The 17,468-nt window shown below is 33.8% G+C and carries 19 protein-coding genes; 9 read left to right on the top strand and 10 right to left on the bottom strand.

Going from position 1 to position 17,468, the window contains the following annotated elements:
* Window positions 1-116 precede the first annotated feature (116 nt).
* Window positions 117-992, top strand: a complete 876-nt coding sequence (gene secF / locus OOK82_RS06975) for a protein translocase subunit SecF (RefSeq protein ID WP_010401100.1) — start codon at window positions 117-119, stop codon at window positions 990-992.
* Window positions 993-997: 5 nt separating this feature from the next.
* Here secF and OOK82_RS06970 read toward each other — a convergent pair whose 3' ends face one another.
* On the bottom strand, window positions 998-1,522 hold the full coding sequence (locus OOK82_RS06970) for a TIGR02281 family clan AA aspartic protease (protein WP_264704613.1): 525 nt from the start codon (window positions 1,520-1,522) through the stop codon (window positions 998-1,000).
* A gap of 113 nt (window positions 1,523-1,635) precedes the next feature.
* Between OOK82_RS06970 and yidC the strand changes: the two genes are divergently transcribed.
* The 4 genes from yidC to OOK82_RS06950 all read left to right on the top strand — a co-directional run bounded on the left by yidC (window position 1,636) and on the right by OOK82_RS06950 (window position 5,857).
* Window positions 1,636-3,345 carry a membrane protein insertase YidC gene (yidC, locus tag OOK82_RS06965; protein ID WP_007302796.1) on the top strand — a complete coding sequence of 570 codons (1,710 nt, stop codon included), beginning with the start codon at window positions 1,636-1,638 and terminating at the stop codon, window positions 3,343-3,345.
* Window positions 3,323-3,751: a 6,7-dimethyl-8-ribityllumazine synthase gene (locus tag OOK82_RS06960; RefSeq protein ID WP_007302797.1), complete on the top strand. Its 429-nt coding sequence runs from the start codon at window positions 3,323-3,325 to the stop codon at window positions 3,749-3,751. The genes yidC and OOK82_RS06960 overlap by 23 nt, the downstream gene beginning before the upstream one ends.
* The gene (nusB, locus tag OOK82_RS06955; protein WP_064085381.1) at window positions 3,751-4,233 is read left to right on the top strand and encodes a transcription antitermination factor NusB; all 483 of its coding nucleotides are present in this window, start codon (window positions 3,751-3,753) and stop codon (window positions 4,231-4,233) included. The genes OOK82_RS06960 and nusB overlap by 1 nt, the downstream gene beginning before the upstream one ends.
* A gap of 394 nt (window positions 4,234-4,627) precedes the next feature.
* Window positions 4,628-5,857, top strand: a complete 1,230-nt coding sequence (locus OOK82_RS06950) for an IS256 family transposase (RefSeq protein WP_264704249.1) — start codon at window positions 4,628-4,630, stop codon at window positions 5,855-5,857.
* Between the two features lie 319 nt (window positions 5,858-6,176).
* On the opposite strand, the gene OOK82_RS06945 is transcribed toward OOK82_RS06950, so the two are convergent.
* The 3 genes from OOK82_RS06945 to OOK82_RS06935 are packed head-to-tail and all read right to left on the bottom strand — an operon-like array spanning window position 6,177 to window position 7,899.
* On the bottom strand, window positions 6,177-6,542 hold the full coding sequence (locus OOK82_RS06945; protein ID WP_264685157.1) for a helix-turn-helix domain-containing protein: 366 nt from the start codon (window positions 6,540-6,542) through the stop codon (window positions 6,177-6,179).
* 40 nt (window positions 6,543-6,582) lie between these two features.
* Window positions 6,583-6,915 carry a helix-turn-helix domain-containing protein gene (locus tag OOK82_RS06940; RefSeq protein WP_264685158.1) on the bottom strand — a complete coding sequence of 111 codons (333 nt, stop codon included), beginning with the start codon at window positions 6,913-6,915 and terminating at the stop codon, window positions 6,583-6,585.
* Window positions 6,916-6,966: 51 nt separating this feature from the next.
* Complete coding sequence (locus OOK82_RS06935) at window positions 6,967-7,899, bottom strand: hypothetical protein (RefSeq protein ID WP_264704250.1); 933 nt, start codon at window positions 7,897-7,899, stop codon at window positions 6,967-6,969.
* A gap of 198 nt (window positions 7,900-8,097) precedes the next feature.
* On the opposite strand from OOK82_RS06935, the gene OOK82_RS06930 reads away from it, so the two are divergent.
* The 3 genes from OOK82_RS06930 to OOK82_RS06920 all read left to right on the top strand — a co-directional run bounded on the left by OOK82_RS06930 (window position 8,098) and on the right by OOK82_RS06920 (window position 11,135).
* Window positions 8,098-8,901, top strand: a complete 804-nt coding sequence (locus OOK82_RS06930; RefSeq protein ID WP_264704251.1) for a hypothetical protein — start codon at window positions 8,098-8,100, stop codon at window positions 8,899-8,901.
* Between the two features lie 268 nt (window positions 8,902-9,169).
* Window positions 9,170-10,855, top strand: a complete 1,686-nt coding sequence (locus tag OOK82_RS06925) for a recombinase family protein (RefSeq protein ID WP_264704252.1) — start codon at window positions 9,170-9,172, stop codon at window positions 10,853-10,855.
* Between the two features lie 19 nt (window positions 10,856-10,874).
* On the top strand, window positions 10,875-11,135 hold the full coding sequence (locus OOK82_RS06920) for a hypothetical protein (RefSeq protein ID WP_264686642.1): 261 nt from the start codon (window positions 10,875-10,877) through the stop codon (window positions 11,133-11,135).
* Between the two features lie 136 nt (window positions 11,136-11,271).
* On the opposite strand, the gene OOK82_RS06915 is transcribed toward OOK82_RS06920, so the two are convergent.
* The 4 genes from OOK82_RS06915 to OOK82_RS06900 all read right to left on the bottom strand — a co-directional run bounded on the left by OOK82_RS06915 (window position 11,272) and on the right by OOK82_RS06900 (window position 13,371).
* The gene (locus tag OOK82_RS06915; protein ID WP_041582616.1) at window positions 11,272-11,643 is read right to left on the bottom strand and encodes a helix-turn-helix domain-containing protein; all 372 of its coding nucleotides are present in this window, start codon (window positions 11,641-11,643) and stop codon (window positions 11,272-11,274) included.
* 34 nt (window positions 11,644-11,677) lie between these two features.
* The gene (locus tag OOK82_RS06910) at window positions 11,678-12,010 is read right to left on the bottom strand and encodes a helix-turn-helix domain-containing protein (RefSeq protein ID WP_041582615.1); all 333 of its coding nucleotides are present in this window, start codon (window positions 12,008-12,010) and stop codon (window positions 11,678-11,680) included.
* 103 nt (window positions 12,011-12,113) lie between these two features.
* Entirely contained in the window at window positions 12,114-12,773 is a 660-nt protein-coding gene (locus tag OOK82_RS06905; protein WP_012673223.1) for a JAB domain-containing protein, read from the bottom strand.
* A 127-nt stretch (window positions 12,774-12,900) separates the two neighbouring features.
* A complete protein-coding gene (locus OOK82_RS06900; RefSeq protein WP_127464170.1) occupies window positions 12,901-13,371 on the bottom strand; it encodes a hypothetical protein in 471 nt (156 codons plus the stop codon).
* A gap of 75 nt (window positions 13,372-13,446) precedes the next feature.
* Between OOK82_RS06900 and miaA the strand changes: the two genes are divergently transcribed.
* Complete coding sequence (miaA, locus tag OOK82_RS06895; RefSeq protein WP_010407423.1) at window positions 13,447-14,331, top strand: tRNA (adenosine(37)-N6)-dimethylallyltransferase MiaA; 885 nt, start codon at window positions 13,447-13,449, stop codon at window positions 14,329-14,331.
* 367 nt (window positions 14,332-14,698) lie between these two features.
* Here miaA and OOK82_RS06890 read toward each other — a convergent pair whose 3' ends face one another.
* Together OOK82_RS06890 and metC are read right to left on the bottom strand one after the other, a co-directional pair.
* Window positions 14,699-16,261, bottom strand: coding sequence for a Mur ligase family protein (locus OOK82_RS06890; RefSeq protein WP_264687252.1), 1,563 nt, complete (start codon window positions 16,259-16,261; stop codon window positions 14,699-14,701).
* Complete coding sequence (metC, locus tag OOK82_RS06885; RefSeq protein ID WP_006013396.1) at window positions 16,230-17,462, bottom strand: cystathionine beta-lyase; 1,233 nt, start codon at window positions 17,460-17,462, stop codon at window positions 16,230-16,232. The genes OOK82_RS06890 and metC overlap by 32 nt, the downstream gene beginning before the upstream one ends.
* Window positions 17,463-17,468 lie beyond the last annotated feature (6 nt).

Below are 17,468 nucleotides of genomic sequence, written 5' to 3'. Positions count from 1 at the left end.
CAAATATCTTTTTCAAGTAGATTAAGTAAATCAAAGATCATTATTAGTATAAGCTAAGAGAAAATAGCTAGTCGATTGCTTAAAAAGTATATAAAATCACAATTTAAGTAGGAAATATGGCAATTAGACTTATTCCAGATAATCTTGATATAAAATTTAGTAAATATAGAAATTTGACAGCACTTGTTAGCGTTATTCTTATCATTTTTTCAATGCTTACTTTTATGCTGCGAGGAATGAATTTGGGTATAGACTTTACAGGTGGAATTTTGATAGAGATAAAATCTTCAAGCAAGGATGATGCTATTCTCGGTATATTAAAAGAGAGTGGATTTACGATACAGAGTTCAAAAGCTGGTGATAACTTAGTTGTGCGGTTTAAAGATGAGGGAGATGAAGATAAAATTAAAAAGGTTAAAAGTATATTAGAGAGCAAATTAGGTAATTTAGTAACTTATCGCAAAATAGATTATGTTGGTCCACAAATAGGCTCAACGCAGATATTTGAAGGGATATCAGCTATGTTAATTGCAATTATTGGAATATTTTTTTATGTTTGGCTTAGATTTAACTGGCAGTGTGGACTTGGTGGAATAATGGCACTGATCCATGATGTGATTTTAACTCTTGGCTTTATCAGTTTAACGAGTATTGAGTTTAATATTTCATCAGTTGCAGCTCTCCTTACCGTAATTGGCTACTCAATCAATAACTCAGTGGTTATATATGATCGGATTCGAGAGTATCAAAAAAGTGGAAAAAATGCAAAAATAGGTGAAGTAGTTGATGCCAGCATTAATTCGACGCTATTTCGCACTATGTTAACTTCAGGTACTACTCTTCTTGCCGCTCTTCCTTTAGTGCTGATTTGTACAGGTGTGGTCAGAGACTTCTGCTTAATCATTTCTTTTGGCATTGCAATCGGCACCTGTTCCGCAATATTTATCTCTGCTCCTATATTGACCTGCAGAGCGTTGATAAGTAGAGTATAGAACGTTTAACTACGATATAATATTAGCTTGTTATCCCTAATAGTGAAATGAAAATATCTCAAAAAGCTCATACCAAGTAATGAATGGGACATAGAGTGAGTATTAACACTAGCGTGCACATCATTAATTAAAAAATTTCCTATTTTAACTTGAGGTATTTGAACCACTCCAGCTTTTATTTGACCTTTTGCAGTTTCATATATTTTAAAGTCTTGAATGTTTTGTAAGTTAATACCAGCATGTAACGCATCTTTTTGCGATAGAACAATATCAGTTGCTCCGGTATCAAGCAAAAACGTTATATTACGATCATTGACTTGAGCTTGAATATAAAAGTGTCCATCGCATGACTTTGTAAATTCAATACTTCCGCCATTTTGAACCCTTCCTTTGTACGGTAGAAAAGTGCTCAGAAACCTATTGCTTAGTTTATCCCCTTGTGAATCAATAAACATTGCAGTAATGACTATTATCAGTAGCCAAATAACTAGATTTTTTGCTGCATTCATATTATTAAAATTTGAAGCCATAAGAGTAAATTTTTAAGATTAGCGTTAAAAGCTATTATTAAAAATAAGTAAATTTTATTGTTTTAGTACAATATTTAATATATACTTTAAGGAGGTATGTTCGATTTAATTTCATGTCAGAAGCAAAAAATTTAATTTTAGCAACAATTCTTTCTATATTGATTATAGTATTATGGCATATTATTTATGATAATTTTCTTAACACGAGCCAAAGCCAACCATCGATTGAAAATATTGAACATATCGAATCTTCTAACGACCTTGCTCCTATGATATACCAAAATCGTTCTGAAATTATTAATTCTACTAGAGAACAGAGAGTTAATTTAACCAATAACATGCTTGAAGGATCAATTTCTCTGAAAGGTGCAAGGTTTGATGACTTAATCTTAACTAACTACCACTTAGAACCGAGTTCTTCTTCTCCACAAGTGGTGTTACTGTCACCTGCAGAATCAAAAGATGTATATTTCGCAGAATTTGGGTGGCTCGATCCGAATGAAAAGATTAAAGTTCCAGATTCTAAAACAGTATGGCAAGCAGATAAACTCAATCAAAAAGAGGTCAATTTATTTTGGGATAATGAAAATGGCATTTTATTTAGAATGAAAATTAGCCTTGACGATAACTACATGTTTAAAGTTGAGCAAATTATTGAAAACAATACAAAAGATAATGTAGTTTTGGTTCCCTATGGTAAAATCAATCGTAAACGTGATAATATTAACGAATCCTATTGGATATCACATGAAGGAGTACTAGGTGCATTTAACAATAAACTAGAGGAGTGGACATATAAGGATATTTCCAAGAAACGTTTAATAAAGGCCAGCACAAGTGAAAAAAGTTGGTTTGGTTTTGCTGATAAATATTGGTTTACAGCTATCATACCTGAAAAATCTGATCAAATAAATGTAAGTATTAAGCATACGAATGTTAATAACATTGATAAGTTTCAAGTAGATTTTGTTAAACCTTACAAACACATACTCCCTGGTGCAAGTGTTTCTACTCTGAACTACTTTTTTGCTGGGGCAAAGAAGTTGAATTTACTTGATTCTTATAAAGACACTCTTAATATACCTTTATTTGATAAGGCTGTAGATTTTGGTGTACTTTATTTTATAACCAAGCCAGTGTTTTTACTGCTTGAATATTTTAACTTTGTTTTGAAAAATTTTGGCTTAGCAATATTATTGCTAACTTTAGTAATCAAACTTTTGATGCTTCCCTTATCTAATAGATCATATATTTCGATGTTCAAGGTGAAAAGCCTGCAGCCTGAATTAACTCGTATAAAAGAGTTGTACAAAAATGACAGCTTAAAGCAGCACAAAGAGACAATTGCGTTGTTCAAGAGAAACAATGTAAATCCAATGTCGAGCATTTTCCCTATGCTCATACAAATACCAGTATTTTTTGCTCTGTATAAAGTATTATTTGTTACTATAGAGATGAGACACGCCCCTTTTTATTTATGGATTAAGGATCTTTCAGCTTCTGATCCAACAAACATTTTTACATTATTTGGGTTGTTTAATTATAACTTTCCTATTTCTATAGGCATTTTACCTATAATTTTCGGCGCTACCATGATAATTCAGCAGAAGCTAAGTGAGAAAGATCAAACCAGTAAAGATGATATTCAAGTAAATGTTATGAAGTTTTTACCTTACATTTCTGTCTTTATTTTTTCTTCTTTTCCTGCCGGCCTGGTAATATATTGGATATTTAGTAATATTATAACTCTGGTTCAACAATCATTAATAAAGTTGCTTTTAACAAGAAAAGTAGGAATGAATGTCGAAAATACTAATAGTTAATTCAGTTTATTATACTGAAATAGCAAACCTTTTGCTTGAGGGTGCAACTGATAAATTCAAAGGAAATAATATTGGTTACGAGATAATTAAAGCGCCTGGTACGTTTGAGATACCAGCTGCAATTCTTTTTGCGGTCAAAGGCAAGAATACTAATTATGATGGTTATTTAGCTCTTGGATGTGTAATTCGTGGTGAAACTGATCATTATAAATACGTTTGTAAAGGAGTAATCGAAGGCTTAAATGCAATTGTTATGCATCATGCAATACCTCTTGGTATGGGAATAATCACAGCAGATAGTAAAGATAAAGCACTAATTAGAGCTGACAAAAATAAAAAGAACGTTGGTGGCCATGCAGCCTCAACTGTTTTGCATATGATAGATCTACACAATAAATTAAAATAATGGAGGAAAAACCAGTAGATAAAAAGTGGCGCATAAAAAGAAGTACGGCAAGATTTTTTGTTGTACAAGTTGCTTACTCAAATATTTTCGTAGGTTACAACAAAAGCACTTTTAAATTGGAAAATTGTGAACTTAAGGACTACATAAGTACGTTGAAAGATATATTTGAATGTGAAGAATTTGAACATCAGTTCTTAGAAAACTTGTTATGTAAGGTTATAAAAAGCAGTGAAGAATATGATAAAATAATAGAGTCTTATTTACACCCAAGCTGGTCACTTTCACGATTAAATCTTATAAGCTTATCTATTTTGCGTGTTGCAGTATGTGAGTTAATTGATTTTGATACACCAGCACCAATTGTTATTAATGAATATACTAACATTGCATCTGATTTACTTGATGCTCCAAACAAAATTGGCTTTATTAATGGGTTGTTAGATAAGGTAAAGGATGCAGTCAGACTAAATAAAAACCCTTAGTAACTTCTCGTAAGGTATTCGTTCAGTAGGGTGGCAAAATAAGATAGAAAAGACAGCTATAGAAATAAATGGTGTTATCCAATATGATGGCAGTGCTCCTTTTTCTGTCATCCCAGTGCTTGACACTGGGATCGAGATTGCAAGTAATGCATTCGGTTTGGTAAGTATGGATTTTGCGTTATAGAATGAAACACTTTTGGTAAAGAAAACTGGATCCCAGTGTCAAGCACTGGGATGACACCACTTTTGCTTCGATATTTACACATTAGTCATGCATCTGAACGGATACTTTGAGACAGCTTCTATAATAAGCTAAAAAAGAGGGAATGTTCAAAAAAGTGTGTCAAACCGAGAAATAAAAATAAAATAGAAACAAAAAATAGAGGTTTGATATATGAGTTACAAAATAGAAAATGGAACGACTGGCCTGGTAGATTACAAAGAGCTGGAAGCAAATATACTGTCATCAATAAGGGAAGGTAAACCATTGATGGGGAGAGATGGAGCATTAACACCATTTGTAAAAAGGCTGCTGGAAGCAAGTCTAGAAGGTGAAATAGAGCATCATTTATCCAATGAAAGAGAAGAAAAGAATCGAAGAAACGGAAAGAATGGCAAAACTTTGAAGACGAGTGCAGGTTCATTTGAACTATTGACACCAAGAGATAGAGAGGGAAGTTTCGAACCACAGATAGTGAAAAAAAGGCAAACAACAGAACTTGAAACAAAGGTCTTGAACATGTTTGCAAGCGGTGTGGGATACAGGGATATAGCATCCTATGTGGAAGAAATCTATGACCATAAAATATCTGCAGCAGAGATATCTGGAATTACAGATAAATTACTGCCTATAATCAATGAATGGAGGAGTCGTCCCCTACAATCAGTATACCCGATAGTATTTATGGATGGGATGTTTTTTAAGGTCAAAGAGAATGGACATTGCATAAGTAAATGCATGTACAATATATTAGGAATAGACCAAAATGGCAGAAAAGAAGTACTGGGTTTTTACTTAGCAGAAAGTGAGGGAGCTAACTTCTGGCTAGGCGTATTAAATGACTTAAAAGAGAGAGGAGTAGAAGACATTTTGATAGCTTGTGTTGACGGTCTGAAAAGCTTCCCTACAGCTATAAATAGCGTATTTCCCAATGCTGAGGTACAGTTATGCATTGTGCACCAAATAAGAAATTCACTAAAATACGTATCCAGCAAAGATATAAAAGTTTTTATGAATGATTTGAAAAAAATATACCGTGCTACAAGTAGAGAAATCGCCGAAAATTATTTACTTGAACTGGAGGAAAAATGGGGTGAAAAATATCCTTTAGTCATAAAATCGTGGCAAAACAATTGGGAAAATTTGTCTAGTTATTTTAAGTATTCTGGCCCTGTTAGAAGGCTAATTTATACCACCAATCCAATTGAGGGGTTGCACAGACAAATCAGAAAATTTACTAAAACCAAAGGTTCATTTACCAGTACAAATGCCTTGTACAAATTGGTATATTGTGCTATAAAAAAGATAGAGCAAAAATGGGCTATGGCTTTGCCTAATTGGGCTCTAACTATATCTCAACTTGATATCTTTTTTCCTGATAGGTTAAAAATTGAGTTGAACTAAAAATTCGCTTTGACACACTTTTTTGAACATTCCCCAAAAAAGCACAGGAATTTGGCTACATCTTAGTTCAAAAAGATGAACTGGTTGAGGGAGTTTCTTAGAAGCGTTTTCTGCTACAACCTTTTCTTGCACTACCTTATCTCTGTGAACGGTTGCAATTATTTTAGAAAAGTTTATAAATTACTAACTTAATATATAAAATAGTTTTTTTTCATCTTCTTTTTTCCTTATTCTACTTTTCCTTAACTTGACGCAATGGTTTATTGAAAACTTCTTCATGTTATGAAAATATCCAGGTATTTGTACTTTAAAACCTGTATTATTTGTGAGCAAGAGCCTTAATCACTAAATGAACAATGTCACACAAAGTTTCATCCTCAATTTTTCTATATTCCCTCACTAGCCTTGATATTTCTTCGCTGCCTACATCGCTATTGAAGGCCTTATCATGTAAGTCTTCAGAGGCTTTGGTAAAAAAATACGACATATCAACCGATAGTACTTCTGCTAATTTATATAACCTATCAACTACAAGCCTAATCTCTCCGCTTTCATATCCTTGTACATGCTGGAATGAAATTTCAAGCTTTTTTCCTAAGTCTCTTTGACTAAAACCACACATTAGCCTTCTTTTCCTTATTCTTTCACCTATTTGTTTATCAATAGGATGTTGTTTATCTTGCACAATCACTTATTAATACCTTAACTTGTATATTAAAGTAGTACTAACTTTCATTATAACTTTGAGAAAAAGATTTTACCAATGTATAAACTACACTACGTAACCTTTTGCCTTTAATTTCATTATATCCTTTGACTAACTTTAGTATTTCTTCATCATAAGCTTCATGTGAGTCAGTGTGCATATCAGTAAAAAAGTTAGCAACATCTATCGATAGTGCTTTTGCTAAATCATATAATCTACTGGCCAAAACACAATTTGAACCATTTTCGTACTTTTGTATCTGTCTATACGAAACACCTATTCTCTTTCCCAATTCGGTCTGTGTCAAAGCACGATCTAACCTAAGTTGTTTTATTTTTTTACCTAATTGCACTTTTCACCTCTTATTCAAATTTACAACAAATTTTATGAAGTGGAAAAAAAGCTAGCAAAGTAATTGCTTTAATAATTTCTGCCTCTCGCTAATTAAATCGTTTGGCCTTACGTATTTTTTCTCAATTTCCCTCATCTCTTTTTCTCGTTCTGCAATGCTATTTCGTATTACTTCAGCCGAGTATCTGCTTTTGCCACATGCAAACTCTGATCTTAATCTTCTAACCTTATATTCGAGCTCAACAAATCTTTCATGCTGCTCAAGAAGCTCTATCATGTGTTTGATTTCAGAATTCAGCTTTTTTTCCTCAACATCTTTCACAATAAAAGAAAGCAGAAGCTTATCTATTTGGTAATCAATATTTGGTTGGGTAGCAAACAGATTGATCATAGCTTTTACATCAGTAGGATTTGCAACTAATAAGCTAAAATTACTACATAAAAAACTATAGAACTTTATCGTCTTCACAAGATAATTTTTCATATCTTGTGATAATTGAAATTCTTTGTGAATTCCTGATAACGATATTTTTAATTCTTCCAAATATTTCGTATCAAAATTACTTACTTTTTCAGGTACAAGAATCATGAGCAGCTTTTTTATGAGCTCAACATCATTTGACTTAACTGCATTATAAAGAGCTTTATCCTTATCTTTTTTTAAATCATAAAGCTCTGATGAGTTATCTATACTGAATAAATAGTTTGCTACGTCAGTGTTTCCTTGAGGAGAATAGATCAGAATATCCAATTCTCTTAGCGGGTGGTCATCATTAAACTTTTCTAGTAACTGCTTATCGGTAGTTTCCTCTATTGCTAAAGCAGCTTTACTGATCTTTTTCAGTTCAGAAACATTATCTCTTGAATTTTCAAGTATGTCTTTAGCCTTGTCTAGCAGCTGCTCATATAGAACTATTTTTTCTTCATCATCAAGTAGCTGACAATGCTTTTTCAGCTTTTCAGTAGAGTAAGATAGGATATCCATTTTTTTCAATTTTACGATTACGATACCCCATTTTTGTTGAAACTGAAATAATTTTTATAGGATGTGTTTTTCTAGTGTAGATGCCCGCAAAACTTGTTATTATAATATACAGTAAATCAATAAGTCGTATAATATTAACAATTAAATAATATTTATCACGATATGATCGAATAGTAATGAAATTAAGTGAGGGTTACAATGAAAAAAATAAATGGTAAAAAATTGTCTAGTAAAATGTTAAAAGCGGTAGAGCGAATAGCAAAAGAAGGGTTATTACCTAATTTTATAAAAGCTGCTCCAACAGCAAATAAAAAGATTAGTAAATTACCTGTCTTAACATATCCTGAGGAGCTCAATCCATTTCGATCAGCTTTATGCAAGATAAGGCTAAGTGAATATGAAAATATGAAACTAAATGAATTCTTGGAAAAAGCTATTGCAGCTGAAAATATAGACAAATTAAGTAAAATTGTCGATGAAGTTTTGGATTTAGGAATAAGAATAAATGCTGCCAATGAGGATGGCTTTAGCTTTGCTAACGTTACAATGTTTAAGATGTATCGTGATGAGTTCAAAGGAAATAAACAAGAAGATATAATCAGGAAGTTAGCCTTACATGGAGCAGATTTTAATGTACAAGTTGATAAGAAAATAGCTGAAAAAGTGCAAAAAGAAATTGAGCCACAAATATATAGTAGGCTCAAAAAGCTCAGGGAAGTTGGAGAGAACGCTACTATAGAAGGAACTGTTGAAAATGTAGAAATTGATAATAAGACCTTCTATATGGAATTTTCACATAGCTGCATAGTTGATGTTGCCAAAGTTGTAGAAGGCGCAAAAAACTTGGGCCTGAGCAAGGGAGATTTAAATCTCGGTGGCAATATCATAAAAATAGGTGATGGTGAAGTTGAGGTCAAAACTGGGAAAGACGGTAAAAGAAATTACGTAGATATATCCGATAACAGCGCTTTTACACTACCGACAATGTTGCAAAAAACATAAAAATAAAACTAGAGAAAACCATTTCTCGAAAACTTCTGTGTCCAGAACCAAGAGTCCGATTTACTTATAGCGCTAATAATCAATTAACCATCGGCTTTAAGGAATGATATGAACATATTATTTCAAGGAAAAGTCATGAGAAACAAGAGATTAGCTATCCAAATTAGCTGTAGCTATGAACCTAATCGGTTAGCAGAACAATGCTTATCAGATGCTTATGAAAAGGTAGTGTCAAAGGAAATAAGTCAAAAAAACTTAAAACATAAAAATGGGATTCAAGGAGGGTCAAATGGTAACAGTATGTTTATATGCGAGAGTTTCTTCGGGGAAACAAGTAGAAGGAAATACGATAGAAAGTCAAATTGCAGCTTTAGAGAAGCAAATTAATCTGGACGGATACAGATTGTTAAGTGAGTATAAATTTATTGATAACGGCTACAGTGGATCTCATTTAGTCCGCCCTGATTTAGAAAAATTACGTGATAAAGTAACAGAAGGTAAAATTGATAAGATTTACATTCATTCTCCTGATCGTTTATCTAGAAAATATGCATATCAAATGGTGCTGATTGAAGAATTTGAAAAAGCAGGAGCAAAAGTGGTTTTTTTAAATTATGAGATTAACGGTAACCCAGAATCTCAATTACTGTTACAAATGCAAGGTATGATAGCAGAATATGAACGTGCGAAAATTATGGAACGAAGTCGTCGTGGTAAAATCTATGCAGCTAACAAAGGCTATGTAAATGTAATGGGAGGAGCTCCTTATGGTTATCGTTATATAGATAAGCATATGGGAGGAGGACAAGCTTTATTTGAGATTAACGAAAAAGAAGCTGATGTCGTTCGTAAAGTATTTTTGTGGATAGGCAGAGAAAGAACAAGTATTGGGGAAGTATGTCGTCGGCTAAATACTATGTCCATTAAGACACAAAAAGGAAAAGAACGCTGGAATAAAGGTACAATTTGGAGTATGTTGAAAAACCCTGCTTACAAAGGACAAGCAGCTTTTGGTAGAAGAAGGTTAGGAGTAAGATTAAAGCAAGTAAGACCACAGAAAGGCTCTTGTGAGCAGCCAAAAAGTAACCACTCTGTCTATCCTGTTGAAAAAGCAAATTGGATTTATATTAAAGTGCCAAATATAGTAGATGAAGATATATTTGATATTGTTCAAGAACAATTAGCTGAAAATAGAAAAGTAGCAAGGACAAGAAAAAGAGGAGCAAAGTACTTACTACAAGGTTTAGTCATATGTAAGCGTTGTAATTACGGATGTTACGGAACTTGCATGAGAAGTAGACGAGAAGAAGAAGGTGGTCATTATGCATATTACCGTTGTAGTGGTAAAGATTCTTACCGTTTTGGTGGTAATAAGATTTGTGACAATAAACCCATTCGCTCAGATGCATTAGAAACAGCTGTGTGGGAAGAGGTTAAGCAGTTATTGAAAAATCCAAACAGGATTTTAGAAGAATACAAGCGTAGGCTTTCAGAACTAAAAAAATCATCATTGGATCAAAAAAGTGACCTGCTAGAGAAACAAGAAAATAAATTAAAACGTGGTATTGCTAGACTTATCGATAGTTATGCTCAAGAATATATCAATCAAGAGGAATTTGAACCACGAATTAAAGCAATGAAACAAAGCTTAAAAACAATTAAAGAAGAGAAGAAAAAGATATTTTATCAAAAGGAATTAGAACAGGAGGTAACTCTGGTTGTGGCCAATTTAGAAGACTTTTCTTCCAATATTACGTTAAACCTTGATAACGCAGACTGGTTAACTAAACGTGATATTATCAGAACATTGGTCAAGAGAATTGAAATTAACCTTGAGGACGTAAATGTGGTATTTCGCGTAAAAGAGCTACCGAACTCTTCTGGACATAATGGAAAGGAAAATAAAAATTTGCAACATTGTCGTAGGTGTATTTACAGTAACACTTTGCACTAGCCTAGGAGAGCTAAATTTAATGATATATCATGACACAGAAGACTATCATCAAGTACAAGTTGAGGTAGAAGATGAAGAAATGTGGAACGAGTTGCAAGAAATAGGAGAAATCGTAGGAAAGGGTTGTTTATTTGGTGGAATGTCTGTTAAAGAAGTAGTGGAAAAAGGCAGCTTTACTAGATGTGGAAGGTGGGGCGACCAAAATTCTAAAAGTAGTGAGACCTTTTCTTGGGTGAGCAAATTAAAAGATACCAAAACGACATCTGTAGGACGTTCTTGATTGGTGGCTATGTTTTTACATAGCCATAATTATTGCAAAGTAAAGTAGTTCTTGAAATTTAATCAAAATTACCATAAAAAATTTACCTTAACTAGCATTGCTTGTAGAAGTGGATTGAAGATATATTCAGGCAATATTATTTATTGGCAAGCGCTTTTATCACTGAATGCACAATATCACGCAACGTTTCATCCTTAATTTTCCTGTATTCCCTCACTAGCCTTGATATTTCTTCACTACCCACATCGCTACAAAAGGCCTTATCGTGTAAGTCTTCAGAAGCTTTGGTAAAAAAATATGACATATCAACGGACAAAGCTTCTGCCAAATTATACAATCTATCAATTACAAGCCTTACCTCTCCAGTTTCATATCCTTGTATATGCTGAAATGAAATTCCGAGCTTTTTTCCTAAGTCTCTTTGGCTAAAACCGCATATTAACCTTCTCTTCCTTATTCTTTCACCTATTTGTTTATCAATAGGATGTTGTTCATCTTGTACAATCATTTATTAATATATTAACTGAGGTATTGAAGCAATACTAACTCTCATTGTAACTTTGAGAAAAAGATTTTACCAATATATAAACTACGCTACGTAACCTTTTGCTTTTAATTTCATTATATCCTTTGACTAATTTTAGTATTTCTTCATCATAAGTTTCATGTGAGTCGACATGCACATCAGTAAAAAAATCAGCCACATTAATCGATAGTGCTTTTGCTAAGTCGTATAGCCTACTGGCCAAAATTTGGTTTGAACTATTTTCGTACCTTTGTATTTGTCTATACGAAACGCCTATTTTCTTTCCCAACTCAGTTTGTGTTAAACCACAGTATAATCTAAGTTCTTTTATTTTTTTGCCTAATTCCACCTTTCATTACTAATTTTAGCTGCTCAAGCTTATATTGAATTTTTTAATTTATGAAGTAGAAAAAAAGAAGGAAAGTTGGAGAACTTTCCTTCCGGTCTACAGATTACAATAAACCACTATCATAAAAACTAAAGTGGCTCTTCTGTGTTACGATTATGTGATCTATTAATTTCATTCCTACATTTTCGCAGGTTGCAGCTAATGTAAGTGTGTTATCCTCATCCTCCTTTGATGGTTCTGTATCTCCACTTGGATGATTATGTGAAATTGCAATAGATGATGCATCGATCAGTAATCCCTGTTTGATTATTTCTCTCACATATAGAGGTACTCTGTCTATAGTTCCACAGTCTTGAATATACTCGTATATCAAATGACCACTTCGATCTAAGTATATTACTCGCAAGCTTTCCTTTCGTGACTGCCCTATTGCTGTTTTAAAGTATTTTAGTAGCTCTTCTCTGTTATCAAGAATCGACAGCTTTTTTAACTTACCTTTCAGTATCCTATCGAAAATCTCTTTCAGACAAAAGATACTTGCTATTGCTCCATCATTCATTCCTGTAACATTTTTTAGCTCATGAAAGTCAGCGTTAATTACCCTTCCTAAACTACTAAAGAGCTCTATTAGCTTTTTGGCCACTTCTCTTCCTTCTTCACATTCAGATAGAGTACGTTCCAGTAGCTCATGGTCAAGTAAAGACCTGCCTCTACTTGATAAAATGCGAGTTTCCAATTTTTCTTTTCTCTCACTATTATTCATAAAAACCTCCAAGGTCAACATTATATACAAATTCAACGCCAGCTTTCTGACGCAGTAGTTCTCGAGGAATAACCCTTTTGAACTCTAAATTTGCAATGTTGTCCTTGTTGCTTTTACAACAGATTTACTACAATCCGAACTCCGCATTGATTTTATCGACTATCTCCTGTGGTGGATCATCTCCCCATCCTGAATATAAAATCTCTCCATAATCTGCAACATCTATAGAGCCAGTTCTACTTTTTGCCAGAAACATTTCTCTTTTATCTTTATCAACTAATACATAGTGCCAAGCTGATCTTCCTCGATCTTTACCACGAACTAGATATATGAGATCTGATCTACTTCTTCTTGTTGCATCAGCAAAGGATCTTTCGTTGATAGTTCTGCTTTTACTCTTTATGCCGCCACTTTCAGAAAAAGCTTCCTTGGCTTCAGCTTTTTTGTTTGCCAATTCAGAAATTTTTCCTTTTGCTCCTAGTGCATGTTCTTTGGTATTTTGAGATGAATACTTACTGGAAAAACCTCCTCTTGTCTCATTAGAGGTCCTATTTGTAAAACGCTTAGTAAACGAGTTATCGTTATCATTTTCTGCCATAAAAGTCTCCAAATTTTAGATTGTAGAATCCAAATTTTTACTACACCCTATCATAGGTTAGTTAAATTAATATAAATGAAGGATAATATAGTAATTATTACAGGAATTACAGCCTCAGGTAAATCAGAATTATGCGATAACTTGATAAAAAAGTATAAAAACATTAGCATAATAAACTGTGACTCAAAGCAGGTATACAAAGAGATTCCCGTAATTACTGCTCAACCACCAAAGCAGAAAGAATTTTATAGGCTATACGGTTATGTTTCAGCAAGAGAAAATTATTCCGTAGGTTTATGGCTAGAGGATTTAAAGAGGGAAGTTAACAACGCGCTGAAAAATTCACGAATACCCATCATCACTGGAGGAAGTGGGCTTTACATTAGCAGCTTAATCAAGGGATTATCATCGATTCCACAAATAAGCCAGGAAGTGAGAGAAAACGTAAATGAACTTAGGAAAAATTTAAGTAAAGAGGAATTCTACAAATTAGTGCTAAGCAAAGATCCAAGGATTCAAGGTAAAATATTTATTAATGACTCACATCGCCTCTCAAGAGCACTTGAAGTTATCACTGAAACTGGCAAGACAATCTTTGTATGGCAAGAAAATAGACAGCCTCCTTTGTTCAATAATTTTAAGGTATATACAATTCTACCTAAACGTGAGGATATATACCGAAAAATAAATTCTCGTTTTATTGAAATGGTTGAAAATGGAGCAATTGATGAAGTAAAAAACCTACTTAGCATGAACCCATCTCCACATTTGCCAGCTATGAAAGCACATGGAGTACCAGAAATTATAAGATACTTAAAAGGGGAGATTACTTTAGACGAAGCAATACAGATTGCTCAAACAAACACAAGGCATTATGCAAAACGCCAGTACACTTGGTTTAAAAATCAATTTCCGAATTCTCAAGTGATTGACTGTGCAAATAAATTGACAGAATTTTAGATATTTTGATTATTATGTATTATATTGCTATGCCTATGCAAACTTTTCTTGATAGTATTAAACTTTTTTCTTAAAGAACTTTCATCATTGCCTAAATTGTGATTATTAAATTCTTTGTAAAAATATTCTTACTTATGAAGCGCTACTATACCTGTAAGAGCCTTTATCACTAAATGAACTATATCACGCAATATTTCATCCTCAATTTTTCTATATTCTCTCACTAATCTTGTAACCACAATCTCCACTTTCATATCCTTGTATAGCTCTTCTCATAATAGTAGGAACAAGATAAGATAGTGATTTAGTGTAACAAGAAGGTAAAAATGCCAGCAGCGTAAAGTTATGACTTAAGGAAAAAAGCCATTCAGGCGTTGGATGAAGGAGAGAGCAAAACAGCAGTAGCAAATTTTTGGCCCTCTCTAATAACTTCAACATCACTAAATTCAAGGGATTGGCCTTCTATTATTTGGAATCTTTCATGTCCTTTTCCTGCAACTAGCAGAATCATATTTTCATCATGTGCTATATTTATACCTTTCTCTATAGCTTTTTTTCTATCTCCTATCTCCAGTGCATCAGGGCAATGTAACAAAATATCGTGACGAATTTTCCCCGGATCTTCATCACGCGGATTGTCATCTGTGACTATAACTTTACCTGCAAGCATTTGTGCTATTTTACCCATCTCTGCACGTTTTGTTTGATCACGATTCCCGCCACAACCGAACACTAGAACTATCTTTTTATTGAAGTGCCATTTTAAAGACAACAGAGCTTGTTTGAGTGCACTTGGAGTATGAGCGTAATCGACAAATGCAAAAGTGTTCACTTTTTCCATTCTTCCAGGTGGAGAAGCGAGTTTATCTATACACATTCTTTGATAGTCCATACCAGATGAAATAACTATACCGATTGCACACAACAAATTATATGCTTGAAATTGCCCAAAAATCGGAAAAAATGCGTTATAAATTTCATCACCGATTTGAATTGTTAGGTATTGACCATTGGCAGTGGGTATCTGCTTTAATAAAGTAATGTCAGAGTTTTTTTTTCCATAGGTTATAACTTTGTTGCCACGCTTTTCAGCTATGTTGAGCAACTCTCCATATTCGCCTATATCTGCATTTAAAATCGCTGTTTTTTCTTTTGGCAATACCTCATCAAACAACCTTTTCTTGGCCTCAAAATACTCATCGATACTTTTGTGATAGTCCAAATGATCTTGAGAAAAATTAGTAAAAGCTGCAGCATTGAGCCTGAGTCCATGGATTCTGTATTGATCGATTCCATGGCTTGAAGCTTCTAATGCTAAGTGTTCTACGTTCTTATTATTTATGTCACGCAATGTGGAATAAAGATCATCTGCACTTGGCGTTGTAAGGCTATTATCTTTTCTATTATTATTGACACATGTTCCCAGTGTTCCTATAGACGCTACATTATCTTGCCAAATCTGGCGACAAAATTCCACCACTGAAGTTTTACCATTCGTACCAGTTACAGCAGCAACATATTTAGGTTGTTTGAATTGATAAAACCTGCTGACTATTTCACTGTATATTCCTTGAGGGTCCGAGTGGTAAAGCACTGCAAAACTTGGAGTACTTGTCATTCGAGTAGCGGACACTGGAATCCAGTTTTCATTATACAATTGTCTAGTATGCTTGTTTACAATTAAATTTTCTGGATCCCAGTGTCTGAGCACTGGGATGACATCTTTCTTGGCCCCTTGTATTACAACGTCTACACAGTTGTGTACACATCCATTAGGAAGACATGTTACGTGTTCTTTACTCCTTTCTGACACACAAACAAAAAGGTAACCTTCTTTAACTCTCTTAGGATTACATGTGACGCCTTTGATTTCAATATCAAAGTCAGCATTTACAATGTTATGCAGTAGCTCTTTCAGTCTCACAATCATCTTTAACACTTGAACATGGCAGTCTTATTAATGCAGTATTCAAGTCAAAAATCAAATCTTCAGGATCTTCTAGTCCGCAAAATATTCGCACAAAACTTCCACCATAATCTGAATTCATTACAGATCTTGACATAGATCTATGGTCTACTGGTAATATCAAACTGTCACATCCTCCCCAAGAAGCACCAATGCCGAAAACTTTCATGTGATCAACCATGCAGCCTAGTTCTTCACATGAATATTCTCTATCGAGTACTATACTAAATACGCTACTTGCCCCTTTGAAATAACTTTTCCATAAATCATGCTGAGAATAGGAAAAGAGTGCGGGGTATAAGACTTTTTTGATTTTTGGATGTTTTTCCAGCCACTTTGCCACTTGCATTGCTGTACTTTGATGCTTCCTCATGCGTGTTTGCAGTGTTCTAAGTCCCCTGTGTGCAAGGTAACAGTCATGCGATTGAATGGTGACTCCATAATTTTTATAGCTCTCATAAAGCAATTTAAAAATTTTACTTTCAGCAACCATAGCTCCCATCACTAGATCTGAGTGACCGGCTAGATACTTTGTCACCGCGTATAGTGCAACATCAATTCCATAATCAAGCGGCTTAAACAACAAAGGAGTGGCCCATGAATTGTCACAAACGGTTACGATTCCACGTGCTTTAGCAACTTTTACTATATGCTCTATATTTGAAATCTCAAACGTTATAGAACCAGGAGTCTCAATCATGATGAGTGAAGTATTACTCTGAACTAAATCAGTTATATCCTGTGTCGGATTATAAAAAGTTACTTCTACTCCTCTTTTTGGTAGCTCATTTTCGGCAAATCTCTTTAGCCTATAATAACTATTATCTTGTATCAGGACATGTGAACCTGCTTTAGTGAAAGTCAAAATAGCAAAAGTAAGTGCAAATAATCCAGAAGGGTAGATGAGTGCTTGTCCCCTACCCTCAATTTCAGCCAGTGCATTTGAAAAATAATGAACAGTAGGCGTACCAACATTACTGTAACTGTAATCCCTTGCAACACCATCATTGATTACATCGTATATACTTTCTCCATTTGCTGCATTTAAGTAGTCCTTGTAAGTAGGAAATAATATAGTAGAAGAATGATAAACTGGTGGGTTCATCGACCCTTTATAATCATTAAATTTTCTTCCTGCTTTAACTAATAAAGACTCTTCGTTCACATTTTT

This window comes from Wolbachia endosymbiont (group B) of Apotomis betuletana (genome assembly GCF_947250475.1).
In the GTDB taxonomy this organism is placed as follows: Bacteria; Pseudomonadota; Alphaproteobacteria; order Rickettsiales; family Anaplasmataceae; genus Wolbachia.
This window is presented reverse-complemented; position numbering and strand designations above follow the sequence as displayed.

Coding starts and splice junctions, on each gene's coding strand:
- secF (WP_010401100.1), top strand. CDS start 117: ATGGCAATTAGACTTATTCCAGATAATCTTGATATAAAATTTAGTAAA.
- OOK82_RS06970 (WP_264704613.1), bottom strand. CDS start 1,522: ATGGCTTCAAATTTTAATAATATGAATGCAGCAAAAAATCTAGTTATT.
- yidC (WP_007302796.1), top strand. CDS start 1,636: ATGTCAGAAGCAAAAAATTTAATTTTAGCAACAATTCTTTCTATATTG.
- OOK82_RS06960 (WP_007302797.1), top strand. CDS start 3,323: ATGTCGAAAATACTAATAGTTAATTCAGTTTATTATACTGAAATAGCA.
- nusB (WP_064085381.1), top strand. CDS start 3,751: ATGGAGGAAAAACCAGTAGATAAAAAGTGGCGCATAAAAAGAAGTACG.
- OOK82_RS06950 (WP_264704249.1), top strand. CDS start 4,628: ATGAGTTACAAAATAGAAAATGGAACGACTGGCCTGGTAGATTACAAA.
- OOK82_RS06935 (WP_264704250.1), bottom strand. CDS start 7,899: ATGGATATCCTATCTTACTCTACTGAAAAGCTGAAAAAGCATTGTCAG.
- OOK82_RS06930 (WP_264704251.1), top strand. CDS start 8,098: ATGAAAAAAATAAATGGTAAAAAATTGTCTAGTAAAATGTTAAAAGCG.
- OOK82_RS06925 (WP_264704252.1), top strand. CDS start 9,170: ATGGGATTCAAGGAGGGTCAAATGGTAACAGTATGTTTATATGCGAGA.
- OOK82_RS06920 (WP_264686642.1), top strand. CDS start 10,875: ATGATATATCATGACACAGAAGACTATCATCAAGTACAAGTTGAGGTA.
- OOK82_RS06915 (WP_041582616.1), bottom strand. CDS start 11,643: ATGATTGTACAAGATGAACAACATCCTATTGATAAACAAATAGGTGAA.
- OOK82_RS06905 (WP_012673223.1), bottom strand. CDS start 12,773: ATGAATAATAGTGAGAGAAAAGAAAAATTGGAAACTCGCATTTTATCA.
- OOK82_RS06900 (WP_127464170.1), bottom strand. CDS start 13,371: ATGGCAGAAAATGATAACGATAACTCGTTTACTAAGCGTTTTACAAAT.
- miaA (WP_010407423.1), top strand. CDS start 13,447: ATGAAGGATAATATAGTAATTATTACAGGAATTACAGCCTCAGGTAAA.
- OOK82_RS06890 (WP_264687252.1), bottom strand. CDS start 16,261: ATGATTGTGAGACTGAAAGAGCTACTGCATAACATTGTAAATGCTGAC.